The sequence below is a fragment of the Serratia sp. FDAARGOS_506 genome, from assembly GCF_003812745.1.
In the GTDB taxonomy this organism is placed as follows: domain Bacteria; phylum Pseudomonadota; class Gammaproteobacteria; order Enterobacterales; family Enterobacteriaceae; genus Serratia.
The window spans coordinates 394,774-419,493 of sequence record NZ_CP033831.1; the positions used below are offsets into that span (position 1 = coordinate 394,774).

Annotated in this window: 24 protein-coding genes; 7 read left to right on the plus strand and 17 right to left on the minus strand. The window is 54.0% G+C overall.

Going from position 1 to position 24,720, the window contains the following annotated elements; translation table 11 throughout:
• Nucleotides 1–117: 117 nt before the first annotated feature.
• The 12 genes from EGY12_RS02215 to EGY12_RS02270 form a co-directional block, all read right to left on the minus strand.
• Nucleotides 118–2,151 carry a phage tail protein gene (locus EGY12_RS02215; protein WP_123892434.1) on the minus strand — a complete coding sequence of 678 codons (2,034 nt, stop codon included), beginning with the start codon at nucleotides 2,149–2,151 and terminating at the stop codon, nucleotides 118–120.
• A gap of 57 nt (nucleotides 2,152–2,208) precedes the next feature.
• Nucleotides 2,209–7,926, minus strand: a complete 5,718-nt coding sequence (locus tag EGY12_RS02220; protein ID WP_172962895.1) for a DUF1983 domain-containing protein — start codon at nucleotides 7,924–7,926, stop codon at nucleotides 2,209–2,211.
• 54 nt (nucleotides 7,927–7,980) lie between these two features.
• Nucleotides 7,981–8,601, minus strand: a complete 621-nt coding sequence (locus EGY12_RS02225) for a tail assembly protein (protein ID WP_060441078.1) — start codon at nucleotides 8,599–8,601, stop codon at nucleotides 7,981–7,983.
• Nucleotides 8,598–9,308, minus strand: coding sequence for a C40 family peptidase (locus EGY12_RS02230; protein WP_123892436.1), 711 nt, complete (start codon nucleotides 9,306–9,308; stop codon nucleotides 8,598–8,600). Before EGY12_RS02230 ends, EGY12_RS02225 begins: the two co-directional genes overlap by 4 nt.
• Nucleotides 9,309–9,310: 2 nt before the next feature.
• Nucleotides 9,311–10,063, minus strand: coding sequence for a phage minor tail protein L (locus EGY12_RS02235; protein ID WP_123892437.1), 753 nt, complete (start codon nucleotides 10,061–10,063; stop codon nucleotides 9,311–9,313).
• Between the two features lie 8 nt (nucleotides 10,064–10,071).
• Complete coding sequence (locus EGY12_RS02240) at nucleotides 10,072–10,413, minus strand: phage tail protein (RefSeq protein ID WP_123892438.1); 342 nt, start codon at nucleotides 10,411–10,413, stop codon at nucleotides 10,072–10,074.
• A 74-nt stretch (nucleotides 10,414–10,487) separates the two neighbouring features.
• Entirely contained in the window at nucleotides 10,488–12,932 is a 2,445-nt protein-coding gene (locus EGY12_RS02245; RefSeq protein ID WP_123892439.1) for a phage tail tape measure protein, read from the minus strand.
• A gap of 55 nt (nucleotides 12,933–12,987) precedes the next feature.
• Complete coding sequence (locus EGY12_RS23445) at nucleotides 12,988–13,179, minus strand: DUF1799 domain-containing protein (RefSeq protein WP_019455560.1); 192 nt, start codon at nucleotides 13,177–13,179, stop codon at nucleotides 12,988–12,990.
• Between the two features lie 110 nt (nucleotides 13,180–13,289).
• Nucleotides 13,290–13,643 (minus strand): phage tail assembly chaperone, encoded by a 354-nt coding sequence (locus tag EGY12_RS02255; RefSeq protein ID WP_019455561.1) that lies wholly within the window; start codon nucleotides 13,641–13,643, stop codon nucleotides 13,290–13,292.
• Nucleotides 13,644–13,716: 73 nt separating this feature from the next.
• On the minus strand, nucleotides 13,717–14,379 hold the full coding sequence (locus tag EGY12_RS02260; protein ID WP_123892440.1) for a phage tail protein: 663 nt from the start codon (nucleotides 14,377–14,379) through the stop codon (nucleotides 13,717–13,719).
• A 126-nt stretch (nucleotides 14,380–14,505) separates the two neighbouring features.
• A complete protein-coding gene (locus EGY12_RS02265) occupies nucleotides 14,506–14,910 on the minus strand; it encodes a phage tail terminator-like protein (RefSeq protein WP_172962896.1) in 405 nt (134 codons plus the stop codon).
• A gap of 271 nt (nucleotides 14,911–15,181) precedes the next feature.
• Nucleotides 15,182–15,550, minus strand: a complete 369-nt coding sequence (locus EGY12_RS02270; protein ID WP_123892442.1) for an antiterminator Q family protein — start codon at nucleotides 15,548–15,550, stop codon at nucleotides 15,182–15,184.
• A gap of 173 nt (nucleotides 15,551–15,723) precedes the next feature.
• Between EGY12_RS02270 and EGY12_RS02275 the strand changes: the two genes are divergently transcribed.
• Nucleotides 15,724–16,395, plus strand: a complete 672-nt coding sequence (locus tag EGY12_RS02275; RefSeq protein ID WP_019455565.1) for a LexA family transcriptional regulator — start codon at nucleotides 15,724–15,726, stop codon at nucleotides 16,393–16,395.
• A 64-nt stretch (nucleotides 16,396–16,459) separates the two neighbouring features.
• Here the strand turns inward: EGY12_RS02275 and smrA are convergent, their stop codons facing one another.
• Nucleotides 16,460–17,032, minus strand: coding sequence for a DNA endonuclease SmrA (smrA, locus tag EGY12_RS02280; protein ID WP_123892443.1), 573 nt, complete (start codon nucleotides 17,030–17,032; stop codon nucleotides 16,460–16,462).
• Nucleotides 17,033–17,216: 184 nt separating this feature from the next.
• Between smrA and EGY12_RS02285 the strand changes: the two genes are divergently transcribed.
• Together EGY12_RS02285 and EGY12_RS02290 are read left to right on the plus strand one after the other, a co-directional pair.
• Nucleotides 17,217–17,552 carry an MbeD/MobD family mobilization/exclusion protein gene (locus EGY12_RS02285; protein ID WP_004928976.1) on the plus strand — a complete coding sequence of 112 codons (336 nt, stop codon included), beginning with the start codon at nucleotides 17,217–17,219 and terminating at the stop codon, nucleotides 17,550–17,552.
• Between the two features lie 66 nt (nucleotides 17,553–17,618).
• The gene (locus EGY12_RS02290; protein WP_025303978.1) at nucleotides 17,619–18,065 is read left to right on the plus strand and encodes a DUF1198 family protein; all 447 of its coding nucleotides are present in this window, start codon (nucleotides 17,619–17,621) and stop codon (nucleotides 18,063–18,065) included.
• A 25-nt stretch (nucleotides 18,066–18,090) separates the two neighbouring features.
• Here EGY12_RS02290 and EGY12_RS02295 read toward each other — a convergent pair whose 3' ends face one another.
• From EGY12_RS02295 to EGY12_RS02305, 3 genes are all read right to left on the minus strand, one after another.
• A complete protein-coding gene (locus EGY12_RS02295) occupies nucleotides 18,091–18,429 on the minus strand; it encodes a DUF2002 family protein (protein WP_033644143.1) in 339 nt (112 codons plus the stop codon).
• A 102-nt stretch (nucleotides 18,430–18,531) separates the two neighbouring features.
• Nucleotides 18,532–19,704 (minus strand): MFS transporter, encoded by a 1,173-nt coding sequence (locus tag EGY12_RS02300; RefSeq protein ID WP_123892444.1) that lies wholly within the window; start codon nucleotides 19,702–19,704, stop codon nucleotides 18,532–18,534.
• Between the two features lie 90 nt (nucleotides 19,705–19,794).
• Nucleotides 19,795–20,700: a LysR family transcriptional regulator gene (locus EGY12_RS02305; protein ID WP_123892445.1), complete on the minus strand. Its 906-nt coding sequence runs from the start codon at nucleotides 20,698–20,700 to the stop codon at nucleotides 19,795–19,797.
• 105 nt (nucleotides 20,701–20,805) lie between these two features.
• Between EGY12_RS02305 and EGY12_RS02310 the strand changes: the two genes are divergently transcribed.
• Entirely contained in the window at nucleotides 20,806–22,188 is a 1,383-nt protein-coding gene (locus EGY12_RS02310; protein WP_123892446.1) for an MFS transporter, read from the plus strand.
• Nucleotides 22,185–22,565 (plus strand): DUF4440 domain-containing protein, encoded by a 381-nt coding sequence (locus EGY12_RS02315; RefSeq protein WP_123892447.1) that lies wholly within the window; start codon nucleotides 22,185–22,187, stop codon nucleotides 22,563–22,565. Before EGY12_RS02310 ends, EGY12_RS02315 begins: the two co-directional genes overlap by 4 nt.
• A 195-nt stretch (nucleotides 22,566–22,760) precedes the next feature.
• Here the strand turns inward: EGY12_RS02315 and asr are convergent, their stop codons facing one another.
• On the minus strand, nucleotides 22,761–23,111 hold the full coding sequence (asr, locus tag EGY12_RS02320) for an acid resistance repetitive basic protein Asr (RefSeq protein WP_004928953.1): 351 nt from the start codon (nucleotides 23,109–23,111) through the stop codon (nucleotides 22,761–22,763).
• 200 nt (nucleotides 23,112–23,311) lie between these two features.
• On the opposite strand from asr, the gene EGY12_RS02325 reads away from it, so the two are divergent.
• Nucleotides 23,312–24,286, plus strand: a complete 975-nt coding sequence (locus tag EGY12_RS02325) for a nickel/cobalt transporter (RefSeq protein WP_123892448.1) — start codon at nucleotides 23,312–23,314, stop codon at nucleotides 24,284–24,286.
• A gap of 92 nt (nucleotides 24,287–24,378) precedes the next feature.
• Nucleotides 24,379–24,687, plus strand: coding sequence for a YqjD family protein (locus EGY12_RS02330; RefSeq protein WP_004928950.1), 309 nt, complete (start codon nucleotides 24,379–24,381; stop codon nucleotides 24,685–24,687).
• The last annotated feature ends 33 nt before the right edge of the window (nucleotides 24,688–24,720 follow it).

The window sequence follows — 24,720 nt, forward strand, 5'->3', positions numbered from 1 at the left end:
AAATTCCTTGATATGCAATTGCATCATGATTAAAAGGCAGGCGTGCCAATGCCTGCCGTTAATGACATATTTATAATTAGCAACTCACGAAAGAGAGAAATAAATAGTCGATTCTAATTACTGCAAAGGTCCAACGTTGGCATCATCTGCATCGGCAAGATCAATATCGCGAAAATCTGCCGCATGTTTTTCCTTCTCATCAACTTCCTGATTCTGAAGGACATCCAGTCGTAGATCGATCCAGCGCCCCGCCGGAATATCCATAGGCTCACCGGCAATAACCATCGCCGTATCTGCATCGAATCGCCGTTTACTGACTCTGACCGTGACGACGCCATCGTCGTCAGTCTCCGTCTCTACGAAGCACAAACGGTTGCCGTTGCCATCTTGAGGTATTTCAAACGTCCACCCCTCCTTTGCGAAGCCACGAGCACCGGTGAGGCGATAAACGCCAGTCGTGAGCTTTTCTGCAGTGACTCCCGCCGCCTCGGGATTGATCGCCGCTACGCCGGCAAGCATAAAGCCGGCTAAAAAATCACTGTTCATGCGCTGCGGATCGCTGGACAATCGAGCAATCGGCGAAGCTTTCTTGATAAAGCCGTTGCCATCTACCGTCGTCGTCGCTTCTGTCCAGTCCTTAATCCATCCAGTCCATTTCGTACCGTTCCACACCCGGGTAAAAACCTTGCCGCTTTCAGAACCAAGGCTGCCATAACCGGAAACCACCTGCCGCGTGCGAAGCGAACCGGGCTCCGCTCCGCCATCCACTTTCCAGCTTTCAACTTTAATAAACGCGGCGCCCCCCCCCAATTCCGCCGGTCGATTAATAGCGTCATTAATCACCATCAACGGACTGGACTGGTATAGCGAATCTAAATTAAGCCGAGCTGCAGCGGTGACTGCCCCCGTCAATCCGTAATCTTTGCCATTTCTCAACTCCGAAACGGCAGGAGCATAGAGATCGGTAAACACGCGCTGCCAGAATATTTTTCCTTTATTTTCCCCATAGTTGCTTCCTTGCCCTACCCAGGCATGCCGCTGCCCGCTCACCGCCAAATAAGCCGCCGATGGGCTGCCATCCAGCGGCAGGGAAACCACCGCTACGTTACCCGCACCACCTGGATAGTTAGCCGAGTCTTGGTTTATCCGATAAAAACGGTTGAGCATTTCAAACGCATCATCTTTGTGCACAGAAGTGCCGCCAATCCCGGTACCATCGCCAGCCCAAATGCACTTCTGCAGATCTATTTTCTTGTTTGCCAAACTCTCGACATACTGCGCATAGATTCCCACGTTCATATTGCTGGCAGGAAGGTCGCCCTCGAAACGAGTCCCTTTGTTGACCCAACGGCTCAGCATGGTCGAAAGTGACCCTCCTTGCACCGTATAGTAGTTGGAGGCCATGAAACTGCCCAGAGTCACATAAACATCGTAATTATTTGCCGATGTTTCTACTAAAGAAAGAGCTTTAATAATAACTTCATTACCTGAGTGAACCACTCTAGCTGAAATGCGCCCACGTGAATTAACAACGTTATTCTGCGTCCCAGTTCTGATAATAACTTGTGCTCCAGTGTTATTGTAAACCTGGCCATTAAATCCCGCCCCACCAACGATATCTATACTCACCGTTGCGCCATTTTGCGGGAAGTTCACCAACGTCCCCCACAAATAAGTGACATCTGCCGTTGTTGTCACCGGCATCGCAAAGCGTAAACGATCGATGGAAACAAGCGCCTTGTCTTGCATATCCGCCATCAATTTGCCGTACGAAGGTACAGTGATCAACGAACCATCTTCTTTGGTTAATTTAACGTCGCCGGTACCAGTCAAGACATCGATCAACTCACTACGACTCCCCTGAAAATAGGTTAGCAAGGCGCTGAATCGAGCAGAGAACTGACTGATATCGCCTTCGTAAGTCGTAATGATGGCATAGGGTTGCCCATTGGCCGTCTCACCCGAATAACTACTGTTCAAGGTCAATGAAGCATTGCTGTTAACGCTCTTGATTTCATAGAGCTTATTATCTGGTGCCAGCAACATCATCCCCGGCATCACGCCGTACTTTGCATCTCCCCATTGTGTGCCGGTCGCAGAAACAGAGGCGCTATTAGCGACAACATTAATTTTACCCGCTTTATACCACATACTTATTTCTCCATGTTTCTAAACATTAAATTAAGATAATTGAACGCCAAAGAACATTCATCCTCTCCAGGACCAGAATCTATTATTCTTAAGAGGGAAAACCATCATGACAAAAGAGGAAACTATTGTGCTATCTCGATCATCCATAGCGTCAGTCTCAATTCGAATTTGCTGCTCGCCGGCATACGCTGGAATATCGATTGAAATAGCATCTTCATAAACATCCCCTCCGCTCACTCTACTGAATCGATGTTGACGAAGGATATTCCCGTTCAGTTTGATTCGCATATTGCATACCGAACCTCGCGGGCTGCTGTAATACACGACCTTGATATTGGGAATGACGAGTCTCACGGCATAGTTCATTCCACCCGCATAGACGTAGGTATATACGCCATCATGCTTGCGTAGCGTCTGGGCACTGAATGCCTGCATGCTGGCAATATCACCATCTATCCTATTCGCATAAACCTTGCCTCTGACATCGCAGTTCTCATTGATGGTCACGTTGTTGAATACGCCTGAAGTGGCGAAAATACGTCCGCGCACATCCATATTACTGAATGTGGCATAACCATTCTTATTGATCGCCCATCCCTGCCGATAGGCGGGGTCGTCATGCCAAACGTAGTTTGACGACGTGATTTCCTGTGCTATTTTTGCACTGTCTATCGAAGCATTGGCGATAAACGCGGCGTTAATAAACGTCTGGCCATTTTGCACGGCAAACGGGGAGGAGACACTTCCGTTTGGATTATTCAGCAACGCAAAACGATCCGCCTGGACCAAGAACTGACTGTTGCCCGCGCCATCTACGCCCAACGCCATCCCTGCAACAAACTGCCGCCCTGCGTTGTCAGCCTGTACCTTCAAACTCCATGATGCCGATATCTTTCCGTTCAATGAAGCCTGTGCCTGTTTGACCTCCTGTACCGCCGCAGTGTTATTACCGGCGGTCGCCGTCACGTGATCAATACGTTGTCCTAATGCACTATCGGCGCTTGAACGTACGCTGCTTTCATTCAGCAGATTGGTTTTGACCTTACCCACTTCAGTATTAAGTTGAACAATCTGTTGTGAAGAGGCCGATTGGTTATCGGTAACTGTTTTCGCCAGTTGGGTAAGTGCAGCGCGATTTCCCTCTGTTTTACTGGATATATCGGTAAGCTGTTTTGCCTGAGCGCTACCCGTATCCACCAAAACCTGCAGCTGTTGTTCAACGTTCGCTTGATTCTCATCAACCGTGCCGCTTAACGTCGTCAACTGTTGTGCCAAAGCGCTATCGGCCTGCGCCCTTACCGTCAACTCTGTGGCCAATTTAGCCGCAACGCTACCAAAATTGGCTTGCAAGCCAATCAACTGCCTAGCCTGCGCTTGTTGCTGATCGGCCAAAACCGTCTGTTGAGTCTGGAGCCCCGCAGTAATGGTGTTTTGTTGCTGAACATCCCCACTTTGCTTCAATGCCAGCTCAATATTGGCTTTCGCCGTCGCTGCCAACGATTGTGACAGACTGGCATTGGCGCTATCGGCATCAGATTGCGTTTGCTGCAGCTGCGTAATTGCAGCCTGGCTCTCCCCTACCTGGCTATTAAGTGAATCCAGCCGTTGTGATAATGCGCTGTCCTCAGTCGCGCGTACGGTGAGCTCCTGCCGCAGCCCGGCAGAAACATCGCCAAAGTTAGCCTGCAGCATAAGCAACTGCCGTGCCTGCGACTCCAGCTTGTCGGCATGAACCTCCTGTTTCGAAATAAGCCCGGCGTTTACCCCAACCTGTTCTTTCTTGCTGTTATCAAGGTTTAGCGCATTCTCAATATCCGCTTTGCTCAAGGCTTCCAGCGACTGCGTCATTCCCGCCCGTGCACTTTCGGCATCGCTGACAACCTGCTGTAGTTGGGCCAAGGTTGCACGACTATCGCCCACTTGACTATTGAGCGAGTCCAAACGTCGTGACAGCGCGCTGTCTTCCGTTGCACGCACGGTTAACTCTTGCTGGAGTTCTGCAGAAACATCACCAAAGTTGGCCTGCAAACGTGTCAACTGCCGTGCCTGAGACGCCAACTGATCGGCCTGAACTTGCTGTTGGACGGTAATCGTGGCGTTAACTTCGTGCTGATCTTTTTTGCTGTTATCAAGATTTAATGCGTTCTCGATATCCGCTTTGCTGAGTGCTTCCAGCGATTGCGTAATGCCCGCCATTGAACTCTCGGCATTGCTGGCTGCCTGCTGAAGTACATTGATGGCCGAAGCCTGGCCATCAACGGCCGTTCCCAACGTGTTAAGCGCTTTCGCCTGAGCGCTGTCAGCTTCTGCGCGAGTCTGCGATTCCGCTGCTATCGCTGCCGTATTGGAGCCCGCTTGTGATTCCAGGGCACTCAGTTGCCGCGCCAGAGCCGACTCGCTATCCGTCAAAGTCTTCAGTTGCTGCGTAACCTGGGCCTGATTATCGCTAAACTCGGCGCCCAATCCGCCCAACTGCTCACCCATTGCCTGCTGCTGGTTAGCCAATGCTTCCGTTTTTGCCGTAACGGCCGCATTAACCCGACCTTGCTCCGCATGATGGTCATCGACAATTTGGGCACTAGCGGCCACATCCGATTCCACTTTGGCCAACGCCGCTTGAGCATCTGCCTGCGTTTGTTCCAATTGGGCGATCGTTCCCTGCTGCTTATCGGAAACGGCTTTTACCGAATTGATAATTTGGGACATTGCCTCATCGGCATCACTCCTTGCCTGCTTTTCTTGAGCAATTTGCGCCGCATTGCCCGCTGATTTGGCCACGACGGCAGCCAATTGCTCTGCCAGCGCTTGGTCCTGTTCCCGCAAGACGCTAACCTGAGAAATCACCTCTGCAATGCTGGTGCCGTCACCGCCGGTCAATGCGTCTACTTTAGCCTGCAGCTCGGCATCGGCCCGCTGCAGAGCCGCTCGCGTCCCGCTGAGCTCATGCCGGGCATCTTGAATATCTCCGGCCAACGTTTGCTTCGCCATCGTCAAATCAGTGCGTGCCAAATCGAGTGTCAGGCTATTCTCAATCGCCGCCTTGCTGATTTGTTCCAGGTTGCGCTGCAAACCTTCTACGGTCATGTTCAGATCGGTATTGGTGCCGGCAACTTGTTCTTTAACACTCTCGAGAGCCTGCTCCAACGCACCGACATCGCCGGCCAGTGCCTCCTTGTTTTGCTCAATGTCACGCTGCGCCTTAGCGATCTTATTCGCCAGATCCTGAACGTTTTGATCGGACGGCAAACTGGAGATTTTATCCAACAGTTCTTTACCTAACTCCGTCTCGGTAATGCTGTTAGCAATCTGTTCCAAAACGATATCCGCTTTATCGGAGGAAATGCCGCGTACAAACTCCGTCCATTCAGACTGTAAACCGTTTTTATCCGTAAACGCCGCGCGAAAATACAGCGTTTGCCCCGCCCTGAGCCCTTGCATGTCATAGTGATTTTGCGGATAAGGCACGTCTGCCAGCAGTTTCTCATCAGAGAAATCCGCTCGTGCAGCAACGGCTAGCGTTGTTTTCAGACCATCCTCAGCCCCTGTACCAAACATCCAGGAAAGTTGGATACCAAATACCCGATCGGTAGAAGCGCGCAACCCAACGATTCGCGGCGGTGCCCCTTCTTTACCGGCCAAATAGGTGGTTTCCGAACGGCCCCAAGGTGAGGAGACGTCGACTGCATTAACCGCACGCACCCGAACATCATAATTGCCAGCGAAAATACCATTGACTTCAAACCCAAGCGAAGAGGTCGCACCGATATTCACCCAGTTGCCGCTGTCTTTGCGCCATTGCGCTTCATACTTCAGCGCACCGGTCACCCTCGCCCATTGCACGCGCAGAGTGGCGATATTGATCCCTTGGCTGACATAGTCATACCGGGAAAGAGTGATATTGGCGGGTGCGGCTATCGTGCCAGGGGGGGTGACAGTAAGCGGCGGAGAATCCAACCGAACACCGTTATCGATAAACGCGTATTTATTTGGATCGTGCTCTACCGCACTGATGGTGAAAGTGCCGTCATCGTTGGATTGCACTGAAATCACGCGGAACTGTTGAACGGCCAGGTCGTCAGAATCGATGCTCCAGACCGCTTCCGTTTCCGGTTGCTGACGAAAAGCCGCAGTGAGCGTTACGGTTTTCTTGTCAGCGGCAATGCTGGCAATGGTGCGGCGTTGGGCCGTGCCATCCGGCAGATTGACGCACAAACGATCGCCCGCGGTAAACTCGACCTCACGATCCAAAACGACTGTTCGTTCCTGTGCAGATCGGATCCTGCCGCCATTGGCCTTACCGGCCAACATCGCGTCCGCGACGCCGATAATACGCGCAGGCAGAGGAATATTACCGTCCAGTCCAACGTTAAAACTGACGGTACGATCTTTGGCATTGCTTAAAATAGCCCAGCGACCGCGGCGATGAGCTTCGGTCCGGCGTGTGCAGCCAATAGCCGTTATTTCGGTCTGGTTCACTCCATACCGTTTAACCAAATCGTTATCGTAGGCCGCCTCAACGGCCTCGGCATAATGATTGGATGGATCGCCCCATTTGACCAACGCCGAGGTATAGCGATTCTTGTAAGAACCTGAGGCATAGGTAAACTCACCGTTAATCACGTTGGCTCGCGAATAGACAAAATCCATATCGCGCGGCATATCCGCATAGGCAAATAGCTGATCGTTACCCCAGTAGGTAATACCGCGGAAAATAGCCGAAATATCGCGTAAGACGGTGTAAGCATCTTGCTGAGATTGAATATACACATCGCACAAAAAGCGCGGTTCCTTACCCTCACCACCCAGTCCGTCACTGACGAGCTCATCACAATACTGGGCGATTCGATAGAGTCCCCATTTGTCCATTTCCAATGCGGAAACCCGGTTCCCCAACCCATAGTTCTTATCAAGCGCAATATCGTAGAACACCCAGGCAGGGTTGTTGCTCCAAGCCCATTTGAAACTGCCATCCCAAGCGCCGGAGTAACTGCGAGCCAACGGATCGTAGTTGGCGGGAATGCGTATAATCTTGCCTTTTGGCCTGACGGTAATTTTAGGGACCGCGTTGAATTGAGCTGCGTCGAACTCAATGAACAGCAGTGCCGTATTGGGATAACGAAACTTCGCGTCAACGATCTCGGTATAAGTCTGAACCTGGGTATTATTTACCAGTTTGCTGCTGGTGGAGTCCGGCGTCAGACGACTTACACGCAACGTCCAGCCGTTTGTTGCCTTGGGCAAGTTAACCCGATGGTCACGCTCATACAAACTGGTGGTTTTGCCCTCTACTTTTCCGGCAACGACCGTTTGATAAGCAGCGCCGTCGGTGGAGAGTTCAATTTTGTATTCCACAACCGCGCCATGCATATCACCGTTATTTTCATAACGAAACAGCGATGGAAATCCCATCCGAATGCGCAATGCATCAATGTCGGTATTAGTGAAAGTACGTGTCCAGGCATTGGTCGTCGTCAGTTTTACGTTGACAGAGGTTTCCGACTCAACGTCCGGCATCCCCTGAATGTAATCCTGCATTTGCGTACCATTGCGCACCTCCCATTTCAGTCCGGTGAAATTCTCGCTGCCGTCGGCATTGTGTATCGGCGTGCCATCCAGCAGAATGCGCGTGCCGTCCAGTTCGCCGGCGATCTCACCTTCCGATAACGCCAGGAGGATTTTAATTTTTGCATTGGACTGCAAGTCATCAGGTGATTCGACCGGTGTATGCGCCGCTCCACCACCACCTTTGCGCCCGCGAATAAGTGTCTGTGCCATATTGCGCCCATAAAAAAAGGCCGCCTGAGCGACCATGATGAATAAAGAAACGTCCTATTGTTGGTTTTCGGCGTAAATGCCCGCTGAGATCACCGCCCCCCCGATCTCGCGTTCACCGTACAAAATGGGCACAGGGTAGCCCTGTGCAGTGGTATTGACCGGGGAACCGAAAGCATACGAGGGTTTGTTCTCCACCGATTGTGAAACAGACATGCCGAAGCTGGGTTGCGGTGTCAACATCTGGATGACACCGCCCATCACCATGGAAGCACCCATCATGCTGAGCGTTGAAACGGTGAGAGAAGTTGCCATGGATGCCTTCCAAAGCGCCAACGTGCCGCCCCCCGTATAAAATGCCCCTATCAAAGCGGCAACGCCGAGCACTATCTGGAACATGCCGCCGTTCTTGCTGCCCGCAATGATCGGCATGATGCGGATCACGGCATCACCTTTCGAGGTTGCGAACTCTTCAACCCCGATATTTTGATCACCGTTGAAAAAAGCGAAGTGAATGCCTTGGCGATGAGCGCCCATCATATATTTCTCAAACCCCTCGACCGTGACGCACAACGCGCGCAAGGCTTCACAAGTATCTTCGACCACCAACCGGTGAGTCTTGCCAAACCGCTTGCCCAGTTGGCCTCCTAACCTGATTGTTCTCGCTACCTTGTTCATAACAACTCCTTACGCCTGACCACTCGTACCGTTCGTTCTTGGAAATAGCCGTTATAGGGATAACGTTGGCTTAACTGGCCATAGAGATGATGCAACATCATGCTATCCCCTAAATAAATCCCCGCATGGTTTGTCACCGGAGCTGAAATTTGCATCATGATCATATCACCCGGCCGTATTTCTCCCGCAAATTCACGAAACCCTTCACGATACCAATGCTCGTCATAGAGTCGGGTATGACCATCTCTCCACCACTCATGCTCTACGGAGTAATTATTCAGCATGATTCCATGCTGCCGGTGGTAATAATCCATGATCAATGACCAGCAATCGGCATGTCCCAGCAGCCAGTTGCGGCCAATCAACGGACGATCGCCACGCGGTGCAATTTCGAGATAATCCCCTTCAGGCCACGACAAAATGCCCCAGACAATACCCGAATGATCGCACTGAACCCGGTCCAACTCAGAAGGAACTACATTTGGCACATCGGGATGGCTGTGAATAATGCGAATAATTTCCCCACACGCTTCCGCACGAGCATAGTCCTGCGGAGCAATAACAAACCCTTCCAGCGGGCAGTCAGCCACATTATCACACGGCAAATACCGTACTTTACGGCCACTGAGCACCACAAAACCGCAGCTTTCATTCGGGTACACCGAGCGGGCATGCTCATATATGGCCTGCATAACATGTTCTTGCATGCTCATTTCCCTAAAAGATTTGAACCAGGGAAACCACCGAAGGAGAGCGGCTGGGCTTCACCAAACCTTTTTCTGCATGAGGAAACACGGCCGCCACAGACATCCAACGCGGGATCGTCCACCGGTTGATCATCTTTGTCGAAGCCGGCAACGCCGCCGTAGTCGCAACCTCTTCCTGTACGATACCAACCGCGAATACACCACGTGCACAAACCATGGATTTGCCGTGACGGCAATTGTTGCCCCTGCAAATCAAAGGGTGTGGCCAGTTGGAATTCCACGACGGTGTTAGTCTCAGCAGTTTTGCTATCGATATAAAATACCTGCACCCGTTCCTGACTGGCATCCGCCAGCGAATTGCCTGCCGGAAAGTTGCGCGCATCAAGGTATTTCACAAAGGTCTGATGTACGGAGACTTTGGCCTGGACAAGATCGCTGTACGCCAGACATAACGCAGTCACCACATTGCTGATATTAGCAACGCGCAGTTTCGGCGTAGGCTGTGAACCGTCGGTTGTCGTGGCCAAACCGGTAATTTCATACGGGTAAGCTTCATATTCCTGGCCCCGCCACCAAATTGACCTGGGCTTCAGACGTTGCTCATCCCCTGCAGACGCAGCAAGCTCCTCAGACTCCCGAGGAAGGCTGTGCGCATGGAAGCGCAGGATGTCCGCGCCAAAACCGGTCCCATCAATTTCAATCAATTGGATAACTTCACCGGGCTCTAATTTTTGCACATCGCTGTGATATGACATGGCTCCCCCTACACCCCGAAGGCCTGTTCAAAGGTAAAACTCACCGAAAACACATTGCGTGAAAGCGGTGATACCGTGATGGAGTCAGATTTGACTCTAAACAGATTTTTTCTGCCGCCGGGCGGCGTCCAGAAAAAGGCGCGGATCACATGCGCATTTAAAAAAGCCAACAGCGACTCCGTAACCGTAGGGTGGCCGGTATAGACCAGCTGCCAGGATTGGGTAACGCTGTTTAACCCATTGCTGCTGATTTGCTTATATCCGTCGCCAAACTGTGCGCTGCGGACATTGTGAGAAAAGTTGCCGACAGGTGCCGCCTGCGTGCGCCATTGAAAAGTATCGATTGGCATATTTACTCCAGACATAAAAAAACCCGCCGTAGCGGGTTGTGACCGTATATTTCGTAGTTTTAGCACCGATAAAATCAGCGCGCTCCCGAGGCATTCCAAATTAATCCCCCCGGTTTTAGTTCTTTGCTCAACCGTTCGGTAATCGCTTGGTTGACGATACCCTGTACGATTTTCCCCATCCCTCCCGCAGGAGACTCACCGGCGTTACGCGCATTGCCATCCTGGCTCATCACCACAGTACTATTTACCGTAATACCGCCTCCCCGATCGCCTTTCAGTCCGAACATCGGTGCACGCTCGCCGACCAAACCACCGTCAGCGTAGCCGCGCATCATGGCGTAAAGATGACCTACGCCAATACGCTGCGTCGCCTCCTTGGTCATGACAAACTCACCGCGATGCACAACGCCGGCAGCATCATACTTGCCGCCATCACCGGTATACCCACCGGAGGACTTCAACCCCATCGGCACCGCCCCGGGAGTGTTACCGCCCGAAGAAGCATCTCGGGCAATCCATCCCATGGCTTTTTGCACCATAAACGCCACCAACAACTGATTGATAACCTGGACGATCATTTTCAAGATAGAGGAAGTAAACTCTTGAAAACTGGTTTTCCCTGTGGTGACCATATCCGTCAACATTCCGGAAAGGCCGTTAAAGGTGGCTCGCCCAACATCCGCCATAGAGGCGTAAACGTTGGTCGCAGTATCCAGATATTCGCTCCATCCTTTACGTGCACCGGCAAGCCAGTCGCCACGAACCTTATCTTCAGCGGCGAATGTGTTTGTCAGCTCGCTCACCATATTTGCCGCAAACGGGTTTTCTTTATTCTCCCGACTCAACTGCTGAAGCTCACGACGGCGTTGCAATTCACGGTCACTCACTCCGCTTTCTTGCAGTACTTGCTGGGATTTTGAGCGTTGTTGATTAATGTAATCCGCCGCAATATGGCCGTAGTCGGGCTTTTCTTGCCCTTTCGCCGACGAGACAGGGGCCGCTACCGCCGTGGGAGAATAAAATCCGGAGCGCTTATTGCGCTTACCCAGCCACGTGTCTATTTGCTCACGGCTGTCCCCCTTGTGAACAGGCGGTTGTTCCGCCGTCATGGCCTCACGATATCCTGCAAGACCGGCACTGATTCTTGCGTGCCCCTGAAAGATGCTCTCCTCTAACTTAGCTGAGGTCTTCTGGCTGTCCTCAACAATTTTTTTATTCGTCTCAATAAAACCGTTAAGAAAGTCAACGTGGGCCATCTTGGCGATAGGCCCCAAAGAATCAACGATAAAGCCGGAAATCAATCCATCGCCTTTTGTGATTAACAGCCTGACTTCATCGATAAGCGTGCCCACGATATCTTTCACCAACCTGGCCATGGCCAACATATCCACGCCAACGCCATGTGCGGCATCAGAAGCCCATTTTTTTACGTCCATCCACATCAGCGACAGCGGAGACATGTTTTCCATGATAGCCGCAGACTGCCTGCCGGTCTCATCACCATAGAACTGCATCGCCAACGTAGCCGCATCGGTGCTTTTCCCAGCATCGACCAAACGAGAGACATGCTCTAACATCTCAACGTTGACAAAGCCATACTGCTTACCCAACTCCGCCAATCCTTTAACGGGATCGTCCGCTATTTTGCGGAAGTTGGCTTCAACCTCTTCAGCGGTCACCTCGGTCACCGCACCAAGATCCTGCGTTGCTTTGGCAATAATGCCTATCTGCGGCGCGGAATAACGTCCCAAACGGTTCAAAGACGTGAGTAATGTTTCATTCGAACTGATGCTGCTGTTCGTCATTGAACCGATAGAAACTGCCAGAGACTCCATTTGGCCAATCGAGTTGAAGGCCTGGCCGTTGGTCATAATGATGGAAGTTCGCATACTGTCGAATGATTCACGGACGTTATAGCCCCAACTGGCCAACGTTGCGACACCACCGATGACCCCACCCAAAGCGGCGCTGGTGGTCACCAGCAATGGGCGTAATGCTTGCAACGTATTGCTTACGCCACCAAATGAAGTGACCAGTTGTGCCCCATGATTTAGCGCAACTTTCCAAACAGGCTCCCCCGACGCCAATGACGACACCAAACCCAACATATTGGTTGATAGAGTGTTTAATGTTTCCTTATAGGCTTTGGCATTATTATTACCAGTATGCATATCAGCAGCTTGCTGCCCCATTTGCCTTCTAAGCTGCTGCAGCGCCGCCCCATGGCGCCTTAAACCTTGCTCATCGAAGGCGCTGCGGGAAACTGAACTCTGGGTTTGACGTTGCTGCCGAATCAACTTGCCCAATTCATTATTTAACGGACCCAGCCGAGTCGACATCTGATGTAAACTATCACTATAGCGGCGGAGATCCTGCGCCCCACTACGAAAAGCGCGATTCAGCACATCGATTTTACCGACGGTTGCCGAAGCGTTACGTTGCAAGTCGTTCAATTCTTTATTCGCACGCTGCAAATCACCGGTATGAATACGCAGCGTCATGGTTGCAATATCTGCCATGTCTGGCTCCTCGCCACAACAAAAGCCAGCACGGGGCTGGCACCCTCGCAGGCGATCATTTTCGGTGAATGACTCTTAGCGCTGCGTTTTCCATAATACGGATATCATTTAATGTGCTCGCCTCGTCATCTACCGCATAAACCTTCATTAACCAAGGCAGACAGTTATAATCCAACCCGGTGACACCATTCATTCCGATACGCCACTGCGTCGCCATCATCTGGAAAATAGTGACAGCTGATACCATATCCGGCCAGATTTCCAGAGTGACCGTTTCGTAGTCATCTATCGTTAATCCAAATGCGGCAAGCTCTTCGGGAGGGGTTTTAGGCGTGTAGAAAGCCTCGGCAAGCGCCGTCAGTTTTTTTCCCGTACCACCATCAACTCTTTGGTATACGCAGTGGCAATTGCATCAAACGCGCGCGGATAGTTATCAAGCAATGTGATAATGCTTTCTCTATTCAACGTGTCGGGCAATGCCCATCCATCACAAATTTCGTGTAAGAAATCGGCCATAGGTTCATTGTTGTAGCTACCCGCATCCAATTGCTGTTCGGTTGCTTCGCGCAGCGATTTTTCCAGCGTTTCCAATTGGCTGCGTTTTTTATGTTTGAACGAAAATGTCAATATTCCATCCTCGCTTCCCGCACGTGGAATAGCAACGTCAATGCTAAAAGTTGGGGTTGGGTTAAGGGTAAATTCAGTCATCATGAAAAAGCTCCAAGCAAAAATAGTGTCGTTGAAAAACAGGCCTTACCGAGATAAGACCTGTTCGCCGTACCGATTAAAGGGTAGTTTTATAGAAAGTCATGTCGCTGGACTGAATTGCCAGCGATACAGTCACAGTTTCCACCTGGTTGACAGCCGTTGTTGGTTGAGGGTCAAAAGATGGAATTGCTGACCAATAGCGCAGTTCGTTAGCTTTAGGGACGTACATATAAAATGCCAAAACATCGCCATTACGATCCGCATTCTGCAACACGCTATAAATTGGCTGTGTCGAATCGTGAGCGAAGGTAAAGGTTTGCGTTTTCGCCGCCTTGAATGTCGCGAGGTTGCGTTGACGATCATCCTCAAGAAACTGAACCTGAGCATATTGTTGATCGCCGCCCGACTGAGCCACTTCGGTAATTTGCGGAATTTGGGTCCAGTTGGCGACTTTAGTCAGTGCACCTTTACCGATACCGGCAGGGAAAAACTTCACATCCGAAGTATTGATCGCACCAATAGTAACGCTGGTATCGGTTGAGGCTGTGATCTTGGCAACCAAGTCATCAATCAGCCCCCAGCCTGAATTGACAATGACAATGTCCCCAATTTTCAAACCATGACCTGTGGCCAGAGTAAATACAGCGCCATTAGCGTTGCTAACCGCCGTCGTTGCTACCGTCGAAGTAGCAGGGATACCGGCAAATACAGTTGCGCCATTAGGTAATGCAAAACTCATGGTAATTCTCCATTTTTAGATATAAAAAAACCGCCAGGAGGCGGTAACAGATAAAAAGAAAGACATCATTTTGATGTGCTTCTTCATTGCATTTATAATCGGTTACGTCTCAGCGCATTAGAAACCTCATGACTGAGACCAATAACTGATACTAACAGGAATGATATAGCTATCTTCTTTTTGAATAGCAGGTAAAACACTGGCCGGGGAATTAATACTGCAGCTCAAATAATCATCGGAAAGCTCAGCACCATTGGGAAAAAGTGACAACACCCGCTCCGCTAACAGATAGCCCTCATGGCTCCCCTCGCCTTTTTTGATCACAATATTGATCTGATAATTACCGCTGTATACCGTCACATCCTGAGAAACACCGACCCCCTGATTGACTGCAGGAACAATAAATGGCTCAAGATGCAACACCGCACTTCCCTCAACAGGGAAATTTGCCAACGTATAGTCGATATTGTTTTTTTCCGCCCATTGCAACAGTACCGACTCAAACAAATCTTTTATCTTTAAGGTACTCAACACAACCTCCAAATTATTTAACCCATAAATCCTCTCATGCCCATCAGGAATTGACACACCCCTATACGGTGTTTTTCTCAACGAGAATAAAAAATTAGAATTAATGCCTCATGCATACCAACTTCAGATGTTATCAAGCTACATGATAAAATTCGAAGCGAGAAGAATTATTTTATTATTTTTTTAAATTAAAAAACAAAACAAACAAAAACACCCCGATAAACGGGGCTATATAAAAAATGTGAAAAATCTCAGCTTTTTTATGAATACGCTAATATTTTTCCATCTGCAACTTTATTTCCTCATGAGATAAACATCCATCTATAAAACCTTCCGCAATTTGCATTTGCTGACGAACTCTCCCTTCAGAGCATTTCCAACCACGTGCGATAGCCGATTTTGATTCGCCATACACATAGTGACGCAGAATCAATTCCAACTCTTCTGGTTGACGTATAGCCTGCAATCGAGCAACGGCACGATCGACAGCCAATCCGTCTTCATCACAACAAGAAAGGCGATTCTTTGCCGTATGCGGCAACAATCCCTTAAAGCCCGCAGCGATATGAGAGTATCCCATCGAAGGATGTTCCCGCGCCCAGCCTCCCCACCGCATCAATACCTGCTGTATATCCCTCATGCCCCCTCCTGGAATGTACCTTATGAATTCACTATCACTCAAAAAATGTGCTAAAAGTACATTTACTCTGACTAAAACCATCAATAAATGCACCCAATGGATACATTATGCATATAAAAAATAGTTAAACAAGTAACTTGTACCATTTTGGTACATATGCTGTAATAAGTGATATGAAAACGATCGAAGAAATCCGACGGGAAAACGCCAGAAAATTGCGCGACGGCGTGGGCGGCAACTCAAACTTCGCTGCCATGTTGGATCGCGAAGCGACGCAAATCAGCCGAGTTATCGGTAAAAACCCCACAAAAAAAATTGGCGACGATCTCGCTCGCCATATGGAAATTTGTTTTTCTCTTGCTACCGGATGGTTGGATAAAACCCATGACACCGCCGCCGGCCACACCAACGTTCAGGAAACATCGTACGGCAACGATAAAAAGATAAAATTGGTTCCGGTGATATCCTGGGTTCAGGCAGGAGCCTGGACGGAAATCGCGTTTTCAGAGGTTGATTTGATTCAAACAGAACACTATCCCTGCCCTGTCGCCTGTGGGGAAAGGACCTACATTTTGCGTGTGGTCGGCGATTCAATGAGCCCGGAATACTCCCCTGGCGATCTGATTTTTGTCGATCCTGATGTTACCCCCTGGAATGGCGATGACGTGATCGCTTTAATGAGCGACTTCGGCGAAACCACATTTAAACGTTTTATTGAAGAGGGCTCAGAACGGATGCTAAAAGCACTCAATCCTGATTGGCCGGAACGTTACATCCCAATCAACAGCAACTGCCATATCATCGGTACTGTTATCTTTTCGGGTAAATCTCGTCGCCATCGATAAGTCCGCTGTTTCATGTCTCATGTCACGCCGCAATCATTCTCCTGAGGTATAGCGGTTTCCTCACTCAACGGCTGCGCTTGGCGTGGCGCTCAAAGTTTTCCGCCTTGGCCTGTGCCGATTTACGCAGCGTGACGTAGCAGGCGCCCTCACCGCCGTCGCGCGGTAAGGCGCGGCAAAACGCCTGTACCTGTTCAAACTGCGCCAGCCATTTGGCGACGTAACTGCGCACGATATTCGGATGGCTTTCGTTCTGCCGCCCGCGGCCGTGCACGATCAGCAGCGAACGCAGGTTTTGCGCCTCCGCCTGCACGATGAAGCGAAACAGTGCCTGCCTGCTGGCTTCGACCGACTGACGCAGCAGGTTCAGCGACGCCTGCGGCGGGTAACGGCCGTTGCGCAACTTGTCCAGCACGCCCTGTTGAATGCCTTCCCCTTTGAACTCCAGCGGCTGTTCGCAGGGGATCACCTCGAGAAAATCGGTGCTGAGGAAGTTTTCCTGCAGCAGCCGCTGCGCTTCGCGCCGCGCGCTTTTGTCCACCGTCTCCTGCGGCTTGAGGTACAGCGTCTGCCGCCTGCTCGCCAGCGGCACCACGTCCGCCATCGCCTGTTCAAAAAAGTCTTTTTCCTGCTCGCTCATCTTCCACCTCTCTTGAACGGCAGCCTTTACGGCCGGGAATGGGGTCGATTGTAAGACGCCTTGCCACGGTTGCAAGCCGGGAATTGTCAGCGGCATTTGTCTCATTTGTCGTCAACGGGTGAGCTTGCGAACAGTTTTCGCTATACTGCTAAGCCATCATTGAGTGCCGCAAAGGATCGAGCCCATGACAATGCGCGAGCTGGAAATCCAGTTTCAAAATGCGATGAATGAGTTGCAGAGCAGCTTCGAACGGCAACACCGCGAATGGCAGCAGAGCTACCAGGCGCTGCAGCAACTGCTGGAAGAAGCCAAACAGCGCGAAGCCGCGCTGCGGGCGCAGAATGAACAACTGGCGCGCAAGCTGAGCACCGCCAGTTCGGTGCCGGAACAACATGCGCTGGTGAAGCAGATCAAAATGCTCGGCGCCCATCTGGATGCGCTGGCCAAAGACGCGGCCACCTTCAACCACCACCTGCGCCAACAGAGCGCGGTCGGTAATTTCAGCGGCGAACAGCATTGATAGCGGGCGCTGTCGCACAGCGCCTCCCGCCCCTCTTTGGCGTATTGAGAGTGTAATAAAGCCTAAATGACCTGGATCATCCTCGCCGCCCTGATCGTCGTATTTATTATCGGTTACCGCATCTTGACGTCCGACACCCGCAAAGCCATCGATTCGCTGGCCCATCTGCTGAGGGTCAAACCGATGCTGATCGAATCGATGATCCAGGAAATGGGCGGCCGCCAAAGCCAGACCTTTATCCGCATGCTGAACAACGGCTACACCGAAGAGATGCACCAAGCCGCTTATCTGTTGTTCATCTACCTGACGTTCATCAAGCAAGCGGACGACGAACAGATTGCCCTGTGGCGCGACGTGCTGCTGCGCGCCGGGCTGTCGCCGGAGCTGCACGCCGAGCACACCGAAGCAGCGCTGTTTTACTTCGCCGAGTTGGATATCGATGCATTTGAACTGGCGCAGTTCCGCCGCGCCTACAATGAGCGTTTCAACCGCGAAGCGTTGGCCCACGGTTGATAGCGTCCCCCGAACGGGGGACCGATTACAGGAACATGCTGTAGAGGTAGCGCGACAGCGCTTCGCGCGAGCTGAAGCCGTGTGCGATGCCGTAACGCTGGTTCGGGGCGTCGCTGCTTAAATCCAGGGGAAACTCCAGATACTGCTCGCTGGTGCGCACCGGAGAGGTCGGCGTGGCGAAATGCACGCTTTTCTCTTTCAGAGCCGGGTGGATCACCAATGCGGTTCTGCCCATCCGCGCTTCGCGGTTCACATACACGTAGTGTGCGCCCTTGCGGTAGCCATAGGCCTGATCGGTGACATAATCACGCTCAAAGCCGGTATTCTCCAACACTTTAGCCACTTCATCCGGCCGTAAATACATCGATTCCTCCTCTCATTCTGGACCGCTGAGCGACCTTACCGTAATCATTCACCGAAACAATGATTTTCTGGGGAGGAATCCGGGTTTCAGACTATTCCTGAATCAGGCTCGACGGCGCTGCAGCAGGCGCAGGGTGAGCAGCACTCCCAGCGCCACCAGCAGCGCAGCCGCCAGATAGATCGACGGCACGCCCGCCTGCCCTATCAGCAGCCCGGCCAGCGGGCCGGTGATGCCCAGCGCCAGGTCGAGGAACGCCGAATAGGTGCCGAGCGCCGTACCCTGGTTCTGCGGCGGCACCTGTTTCACCGCCTCGACGCCCAGCGCCGGGAACACCAGCGAGAAACCGGCGCCGGCCAGCAACGCGCCGGTTTGCACCATCCAGGGTTCACCGGCCTGCCAGATCAACAGCAGCCCGACGATCTCGACCAAAAACGACGCCAGCGTCACCTTCAAACCGCCGTGGCGATTGATGACGTTGCTGAAGATTAGGCGGATGCCGACGAAGGCGCAGCTGAACAGCGTCAGCGAAAACGCCGCGCCGCTCCAGCCTTTGTCCGCGTAGTAAAGGGTGATGAACGTGGCGATCACACCGAAGCCAACGGTGCCCATCGCCAACCCGAGGCCATAGGCCCAGATGCGGCCGAACACCGCGCGAAAGGCGATGCGTTGCCCGGCGGCGATCGAGACCTCCGGTTTGCCGCTCGCCAACAGCAGCGCCACCGCGACCGCCAGCACGATCAGCGCCGCCACCCCGGCCAAACCCCACTGCTGATTCAAATACACGCCGAGCGGCGCCCCGGCCGCCATCGCCCCATAGGTGGCGACGCCGTTCCAGGAAATCACCCGCGCGGTGTGCATCGCCCCGACCCGGCCGATGCCCCACAGCGTAGAGCCGGTACTGGCGAAGCTTTCGCCGACGCCGAGAAACACCCGCCCCACACACAGCAACAGCAGGCTGAGCCACGGGTAACCGTCTACGCCGAACGCCAGCGCGTAAAACAGGCCGCTGGCGCCGCAGCAGGCCAGGCCGAACAGCACCACCTTCTTCGGCCCCAGCTGATCGGCATAACGCCCGGCGTGCGGGCGGCTGAACAGCGTGGCGAAGTACTGCGCGCTGATGATAAGGCCCGCCAGCACCGAGTTGTAGCCCAGGTGGTCATGCACAAATCCCGGCAGCACCGCCAGCGGCAGGCCGATGGTCAGGTAGCAGACGAAGGTGAACATCACCACGGACAGAATGCGCCGGTTCAGCTGGAGGTTATTTTCTGCGGTCATCGAAGGTGGCTCGCATCGGACGGGGTAGACAGAGATTGCCAGCATACCCCGATGGGATCTGATGATAAATGAGAGAGTTATAACGAATTATTATTTCGCTAACGATTTTGCCGCCACCCGCGCGCGCAGAAAATCGATAAACGCCCGCACCTTTTCCGGCACATGGCGGGTGTTCGGGTAGAGCGCATAGATGCTCTGCTCGGGGAAACGGTGATCCGGCAGCAACCGCTGCAGCCGGCCGGCGTCGATTTCGGGCTGCGCCAGCCACGCCGGCAGCAGCGCCACCCCGGTGCCATGCAGGGCGAACGCCAGCAATGCCGCGGCGCTGTCACCGGTGAGCGTGGCAGCATCGGCCACCTTGAACAGCACCGCTTCGCGCTGCGGCGTGGCCACCTGCCAGCTGAGCGGTGAACTGAGCCGGCTGTGGGCAATCCACTGCGCCTGCGCCAGATCCGTCAGCGAATGAATCGGTCGGTCGGCCAGATAACCCGGCGACGCCACCGGAAAAATGGCGAAGCTGTCGATCAGCGCCGCGCGGTGGCTGGAGTCCGCCAGCTGGCCCAGGCGGATCGCCACGTCAAAGCGCTCCGAGATCAGATCGGCGTGATAAGAAGAAGATACATGCTGGATGCGCAACCGCGGGTGCTGCCGCGAAAACGCCGCCAGCGCCGGCACCACCACCTGCGCGCCATACTCCGGCGTGCTGGTGATGCGCAGCACGCCGCTCAGCCCGTGATGATCGCGGCGCACGTCGTCCAGCACGTTTTCCGCCTCCTGCAGCAGCTGCAGGCTGCGCTGGTAAAAACGTTCGCCGGCGTCGGTCAGCGACAGCCGCCGGGTGCTGCGCGCCAGCAGTGACACCCCCAGCTCGTTCTCCAGCTGTTTGACGTTAAAACTCACCACCGCCTTGGTTTGCCCCAGCGCCACCGCCGCCGCGGTAAAGCTGCCCGCCTCCACCACCGCCGCGAAGATCGCCAGGCGCTGCAAATTCAGCATTTCGCCGCCCTTATTGTCAAAATCATTTTGACAGTGTAATCGCCCGCCGCCGATTTATCCGCACTTTTCCCCCCGATACACTGCTCGCCTTCAACCGGAGGCACCATGTCTTATCGCAGCAAAGTGGCAATCGTCTATCTGCTCGGCTTTTTCGTCGATCTGATCAATATGTTTATCGCCAACGTCGCCTACCCCGCCATCGGCCAGGCGATGCGGGTGTCGGTCAGCCAACTGGCGTGGGTCAGCAACGGCTATATTCTCGGCCTGACGCTGGTGATCCCCCTCAGCGCCTGGCTGGCGCAGCGCATCGGCGGGCGGCGGGTGTTCCTGCTGTCGCTGGCGCTGTTCATGCTGGCTACCCTCGGCGCGGGTAACGCCGACAGCATCGGTGCGCTGATCGGCTGGCGCACCCTGCAGGGCATGGGCGGCGGTTTGCTGATCCCCATCGGCCAAACGCTGACCTACCAGCTGTACCGTAGCCATGAACGCGCCGGACTGTCGGCGGCCATCATGCTGGTGGGGCTGCTGGCCCCGGCGCTGTCACCGGCGCTGGGCGGCTGGCTCGTCGATCGGCTGGACTGGCGCTGGGTGTTTTTCGCTAACCTGCCGCTGGCGGCTCTGGCGCTGGCGCTGGCGGCGCTGTGGCTGCGCGCGGAAACGTCGACGGCGGTGCGTAAACCGCTCGACGGCAAAGGACTGCTGAGCGCCTGCGCGGCGTTGACGCTGCTGCTGCTCGGCCTGACCCGGCTGAGCGAGGCCGGTCATCAGGCTTCCGGCGCGGCGCTGCTGGCCGCCGGCCTGCTGGTGCTGGCCTATTATCTGCGCCATAGCCTGCGCACCCCGCAGCCGCTGCTGAACCTGCGGCTGGTCGCCGATCCGCTGCTGCGCAACGCCATGGCGGTTTATTTGTGCATTCCCGGCCTGTTCATCGGCGTCAGCCTGGTGGCGATGCTGTATCTGCAAAACCAGCTGGGGATGCCCGCCGCCCAGGTCGGCGGCCTGATGCTGCCCTGGGCGCTGGCGTCGTTCCTGGCAATCACGCTGACCGGCAAAACCTTTAATCGCCTCGGCCCACGGCCGCTGCTGATCGCCGGCTGCCTGTTGCAAGGTGCCGGCATGCTGACGCTGGCGCAGATCGATCTGGCCGGCCAGCACGCATTGCAGATCGCCGCCTTCGCCCTGATGGGGTTTGGCGGCAGCCTGTGCAGCAGCACGGCGCAGAGCAGCGCGTTCCTGCAGATCCCCGACGCTCAGCTGGCGGACGCCAGCGCGCTGTGGAACATCAACCGCCAGCTCAGTTTCTGCCTCGGCGTGGCGCTGCTCAGCCTGCTGCTGAATCTGCTGCTGGCCGGGCTGCCGCCCGCAGCGGCCTACCGCACCTGCTTCATTCTGGCGGGCGCCAGCGTATTTATTCCGCTGCTACTGTGCCTGCGCCTCGCCAACCGCGCCATCGTGCGCCAACTCAACGCTCAACAGGATGCTTTATGAACCCGTACTTTACCGAAGTGATCGACGCCCACATCGCCATTGAACGCTGGCTGGGCAAAGGGGCTGGAGAAGAACAGGCGCTGCTGGCGCGCTTTACGCCGGATTTCAGCATGATCGCACTGAGCGGCGCCCCGCTGGATTTTGCCGCACTGTGCGCCTTTTTCCGCGCGCATCGCGCTGCCAAACCGGGATTGAAAATCGAGATAGAAGAGATGAAGCTGGTGGCCGAATGGCCGACGGGCGCGGTAGTCAGCTACCGGGAAAAGCAGAGCCTGCCAGGGCAAAGCGCCACGCTGCGCTACTCCACGGTGGTGTTTGAACGTCAGCCCAGCGCGCTCAGCTGGCGGCATTTGCACGAAACCGCCGCCGCGCAATAATTACAGAAAGCTGCCAGCCAAAAACAGTTCCCAACCGACGATCACCCCGCACAGGGTTACCGCACTGAAAATGACTTCAAACAGATAGCGATTGATCATCGTTCGTCGCCTCAAAAGAAGACACCCGGAAGAACCGGGTGTCTGGAGTACGGGCTGGAGAGTGCGGAACCTCTCGGTTCCGCAAACATCACTTAATTAAGCTTTTTTACCGGCTTTTTTGTGGTGTTTTTTAGCGGCCTGAGCTTTCTGCACTGGCGCTTTTTTGTGGTGTTTTTTAGCAGCCTGGGCTTTCTGAGCTGGCGCTTTTTTGTGGTGCTTTTTAGCGGCCTGAGCTTTCTGGGCTGGCGCTTTTTTGTGGTGCTTAGCTTTCTTGTGGTGCGTTGCTTTAGCTGGCGCTTTTTCAGCAGCAGCCGCTGGCGCAGCGGTAGTGGTGGTCGCAGCTGGCGCGGTGGTGGTAGCCGGAGCAGTAGCTGCAGTATCAGCAGCGAAAGCAACAGAAGACAGACCCATAGTGGCAGCAACGATCAGCGCTAATACTTTTTTCATCTTTAAATCCTCAGAGTGTTGTTTCGGTAAGCTCCGGTGGAGCCGTTGAAACAGATACTAGTGGAATCAAACCGCCGTTTCCGTGAGTGATTGGTTTCGCCGAGTAACCAAATGTACAACGTTTGTGAACGGCGCTTGTGAACCGCATCGGCGGGTATATGCTGAAGGAAGACGCCCCTCGGTACAGGCTCGCTCACGCTATGAAAACCGTCTCGCTGAAACACGCGCCGGGCCGCTACGCCGGTCTGGCCCTCGCCGGTCTGCTGCTGCTGACGCTGCTCTACCTGTTCGTGCAGCACTGGGCCGAGTTTGTGCAGTATTGCATCAACTTCCAGATTTACATGCACCGCTATCTGGTGCTCTACCTGCTGCAGCAGCGCAACCAGCAATACAGCGGCGGGCTGATGCTGACGCTGGCCAGTTTCGCTTACGGCTTCCTGCACTCCATCGGCCCCGGGCACGGCAAGTTCGTCATCACCACTTATCTGGCCACCCACCGCGAACGGCTGAACGCCAGCCGGGCGATCACCCTGCTGGGCAGCCTGATGCAAGGCGTGGTCGCCATTGTGTTCGTGGTGGTGCTGGCGGTGGCGCTCAACCTGTCGATGGGCGATCTCAGCCTCAGCCGTTATTGGGTGGAAAAAGGCAGTGCGGTCTTCATCGCCGCCTTCGGCCTGATGGTGATCCTGCGCGCCAGCGGCTGGCGCTGGCGTCGGCGCCGCGCACCGGTCATTCAGGCGCTGCACCCGGCGGAGCACACGCATAGCGCGGCGTGCGAGTGCGGCCACCGGCATCAGCCCAGCGCGGCCGAACTGACCGGCGGCTGGCGCAACGCGCTGTGGCTGATCGTCTCCATCGGTATTCGTCCGTGCAGCGGCGCCATCCTGATTCTGGTGTTCGCCAACGCCATCGGCATGTTCACCTGGGGCGTGATCTCCGCCATGAGCATGGCGCTGGGCACCGGGCTGTCGATCATGATCCTCGCCACGCTGGTGCATCACGCCCGCGAGCGCTTTCTGGCCCAGCAACCCGGCCTGACGGGCTACTATCTGGCACAGGCGTCGCGTATCGCCGTGATGCTCGGTGGCGTGATCCTGATCCTGTTCGCGCTGGTGTTGTTCAATTCGGTGATCCCGGTCAGCGCCAACGGCGATTTTATCGCCGCCGGCTGCTAACGCCGGTGAAATCATCGTTTTTTTGCGTGATCGACCACACAAATCTCGGCATGGTCTACACTTAAAAGACATGTGTCGAAATGGAGAGCTGAATGTTTAAAAAAGCGGAAAGAACAGAACGCGACATCGATCAGGACGTCACTCTGTTGGCCGATACGCTGGATGAAGTGTTGCGCGAGTCCGGTGACAAGACCAAAGAGGAACTGAAAGAGCTGCACAGCAAGGCGAAAGGCGTGCTGCGCGACGCCCGGGCGCGGTTCAATGGCTCCACCAGTCTGACACAGCATGCGCGCGACGCGGTCGATCAAGCCGACAGCTATGTGCGTGACAAACCTTGGCAGGGCGTAGGGATCGGTGCCGCCGTCGGCATCGTGCTCGGCGTGCTGCTGGCCCGGCGTTAACACCCCTGCAGTCATAAAGATAAAACAGATGTG